3 protein-coding genes are annotated in these 3,560 nt (G+C 73.7%); 2 read left to right on the forward strand and 1 reads right to left on the reverse strand.

Annotated features, from left to right (window positions below):
- The coding region (locus tag ACLEQD_RS39295) for a GAF domain-containing protein (protein ID WP_410391028.1) at positions 1-2,030 on the forward strand (2,030 nt) is incomplete at its 5' end.
- A gap of 124 nt (positions 2,031-2,154) precedes the next feature.
- Positions 2,155-2,982, forward strand: a complete 828-nt coding sequence (locus ACLEQD_RS39300; RefSeq protein WP_410391030.1) for an outer membrane protein — start codon at positions 2,155-2,157, stop codon at positions 2,980-2,982.
- A 12-nt stretch (positions 2,983-2,994) separates the two neighbouring features.
- Here ACLEQD_RS39300 and ACLEQD_RS39305 read toward each other — a convergent pair.
- Positions 2,995-3,560: hypothetical protein (locus ACLEQD_RS39305; protein ID WP_410391032.1), on the reverse strand; the 566-nt coding region annotated here is incomplete at its 5' end.

Genomic DNA, 3,560 nt, shown 5'->3' on the forward strand with positions numbered 1-3,560 from the left:
TGGAGGACCTGGGCATGGAGGCGTCCCGCTTCGTGTCCGAGGCGCGCATGGACGCGGTGCTGGCGGTGTTCCGCCGCGCGCAGACGCACCGGGCGGTGGGGGTGCGCATCGACGTGGAGAACACGCCCATGGCCATGCTGGTGCTGGCCTCCGAGTGGCTGAGCGAGGAGGACGTGTCCGCGGTGCGGCTGTTCGGCCAGCAGGTGTCCTCCGCGCTGGACGCGGCGCGCACCATCCAGCGGCTGAGCGTGCGCGCCACGGCGCTCACCGCGCTGGGACGGCTGGCGGCGCAGGCCGCGTCCGCGCCGCACCCGCGCGCCTTCTTCGGCTCCGGCACGGAGGAGATTTCCGGCCTGCTGGGCTGCGACGCGGTGTGCCTGCTCCTGCCCGCGGACACGCGGCACGAGCCGGGCGAGCCCCTGGAGCTGGTCTATTCACGCGGCCTGTCCGAGGACGCGGTGGCGCGCGTGCGCCGGGCGCGGCTGGGCTCACTTCCCCGGCCGGGCGGGATGCCGGACGCGGTGCAGGTGCTGGACGCGGAGACGTGCCCCGCGCCCACGCGCGACGCGCTCCGGGCGCTGGCGTTCCAGACGCTGGTGTCGGTGCCGCTGCGGGTGCGCTCGCGGGGCGTGGGCACGCTGAGCGTGCTGTTCCACGCGCGCCGGCGGCTCACCGCGCTGGAGGTGGAGACGCTCCAGGCCATGGGCACGCACTTCGCGGCGGCCATCGAATCCCACCGGCTGCTGGACGAGGTGCGCGGCCGCGCGGAGGACCTGGCGCTGATGCACGAGGTGGGCAAGGCGCTGGCGGCCACGCTGGAGCTGGACCGGCTGCTGGCCACGGGCGTCACCAGCCTGGCGCGCATCGTGGACGTGCCGGACGCGTACGTGCTCCTGCCGGACGCGGAGGGCCAGCGGCTGGCCATCCGCGCGGCGACGGGCGGCCACCCGGAGCTGTTGGGGCGCGAGGTGCCGCTGGACCTGTCGTCGAACTCGCTCGCGGGCCAGGTGTTCCGCACGCGCCAGCCGCTGCGGGTGGAGGACGCGGACACGGAGGTGCGGGTGAACGACGAGCTGCGCCAGGCCGCGGAGGGCCTGGCGTACATGGTGCTGCCGCTCGCCGTGCACGACCAGATGGTGGGCGTGGCGGTGATGGTGGAGACGCGCCGGGCGCGCCGCTTCACGCCCGCGGAGCTGGAGCGGGCGGACGCCATCGCCAACCAGCTGTCGCTGGCGCTGGAGGGCGCGCGGCTGGTGGAGGACCTGAAGCAGAGCTACGCGAAGCTGGCGCGCACGCAGGAGCAGCTGGTGAACCGCGAGCGGCTGGCCGCGCTGGGGGAGCTGTCCGCGGTGGTGGCCCACGAGGTGCGCAACCCCCTGGGCGCCATCTTCAACTCCGTGGCCACCATCCGCCGCATCGTCGGCCCGGAGAGCGCGGCGACGCCGCTGCTGGACATCGTGGGGGAGGAGGCGGACCGGCTGGACCGCATGGTGGCGGACCTGCTCACCTTCGCGCGGCCTCCGTCGCCGCACCCGTACCCGGTCTCCGTGGCGCAGCTGCTGGAGGAGGCGGTGGGCAGCGCGCTCTCCGACGTGGGCGCCACCTCGCCGCATCCGGTGCGGGTGGAGTGGATGATGGAGGAGGGCGTGCCGCCGGTGACGGTGGACGAGCGGCTCATCCGCCAGTGCTTCCTCAACGTGGCGCTCAACGCCGTGCAGGCCATGCCCCAGGGCGGCACGCTGCGCGTGGTGGCGCGCAGGGCGTGGGTGGACCGGGCCGGCGTCCAGGTGGAGCTCTCCGACACGGGGCCGGGCATCCCGCCGGAGCTGCGCACGCGCGTCTTCGAACCCTTCTTCACCACCAAGGCGCAGGGCACCGGGCTGGGGCTCGCCCTGGTGAAGCGCATCATGGATACGCACCTGGGCCAGGTGTCGCTGGACACGCCGGAGACGGGCAAGGGCACCATCTTCCGGCTCTTCCTGCCGCTGGAGCCGCCCGTGGCGCCGCCCCTGCCCCTGACGGGCGCCTGACAGACGCACGAGCAGGCAGTGAACAGTCCCCTCACAGGGGCCCCCTTCGCGCGCGCGGGTCGGGTCTGCTTCCGGCGGCGAGGACGCACTTCCCGGGGGGGAAACGATGCACCGGTTCCAGAGGATGGCAGGCGTGGTGGCGGGGCTGCTCGGGGTGGCGGGCGCCGCGCGCGCGGAGGCGCCGCGCGTGGAGCTGCGCGCGGTGGCGGAGCTGGGCTTCCTGGACGTCCTGTCGCACAGCCTGCGGGAGGGGAGCGACGGCACCATCTTCCGCTTCCCGGAGGACGGCGGGCAGGACAACCTCTACACGTTCGTGCGCCTGAGCGCGGAGCTGTCCCTGCGCGGGCGGCACACGGTGGTGTTCCTGGTGCAGCCGCTGGACCTCCAGACGCAGGTGGTGCTGCGGCGGGACGTCACGATTGACGGGCTCACGTTCCCGGAGAACACGCCGCTGGACGTGCGCTACGCGTTCCCGTTCTACCGGGCCAGCTACCTCTACGACCTGCTGGGCGACCCCGAGCGGGAGCTGTCCGTGGGCGCGTCCCTCCAGCTGCGCAACGCGACGTTCGTCTTCACGTCCGCGGACGGGACCCTGCGGCGGGCCAACCGGGACGTGGGGCCGGTGCCGCTGCTCAAGGTGCGCGTGCGGTGGCCCTTGAGCCGGAACTGGTGGGTGGGGCTGGAGGCGGATGGCAGCTACGCGACGACGGCCATCCTCAACGGCGATGACGACTCGGCCACGGAGGGGGCGCTGCTGGACGCGAGCCTGCGCGGCGGCGTGCGCATCACGGACACCGTGGAGGCGTTCCTCAACCTGCGCTACCTGGGCGGCGGCGCGCGCGGCACGTCCGACGACAACGAGGAGGAGTTCAGCGACGGCTTCACGAGCAACTGGCTGAACACCGCCACGGTGTCGCTGGGCATCCAGTACCGGCTGCCGGCGCTGGACTGAAAGGCCTGGGGTTCAAGCGCCGCCGTCGGCGTTGAGCAACAGCCACATCACGCCGAAGCCCAGGCCGCACGCCAGGGCGACCACCAGGAGCATGGCCCAGAAGCGGTACTGGGGCGGGATGGGCCACAGGCCCGCGAGCGGGCTGCCGCCCGGGGACTTCGCGGGCTGCTGCTTCTTCTTGCGCTTCTGCTCGGCGAGCTCGGCCTCGCGGCGCTTCAGCTCCGCCTGCTTGAGGGCCGCGGAGATGTCCATGTCGTAGCCCACGAGCGTTTCGCGCGTCTTGGTCCGCACCTGCATGGGGCGGGTCTCGTGGGGACGCTCGTCGACGACGGGGGCCTGGCGGCGCGGGGCCTCTTTTGGCGGGACGTAGGGGGTCGCCTTCTCGTCCAGGTAGGCCGGCATGTTGCCGGTGGTCTGGGACAGGGCGCCGAAGATCTTCGCGGCCTCCAGGGCCTCGGTGGCTTCGCCCGCGCCCTGGGGCTTCCAGGGAACGGGCAGCTCCTCCTGGGACATGGGGCGGGTGGCGTCCGGGAAGGCCTCGGGGGGACGCGACTGCGGGGCGGCGGGGGCGCGCGGTG

The organism is Corallococcus sp. 4LFB, from assembly GCF_046520365.1.
GTDB classification, from domain to species: domain Bacteria; phylum Myxococcota; class Myxococcia; order Myxococcales; family Myxococcaceae; genus Corallococcus; species Corallococcus caeni.

Excerpts from the sequence above, each read along its gene's own strand:
- ACLEQD_RS39300 (WP_410391030.1), top strand. The coding sequence starts at position 2,155 with ATGGCAGGCGTGGTGGCGGGGCTGCTCGGGGTGGCGGGCGCCGCGCGC.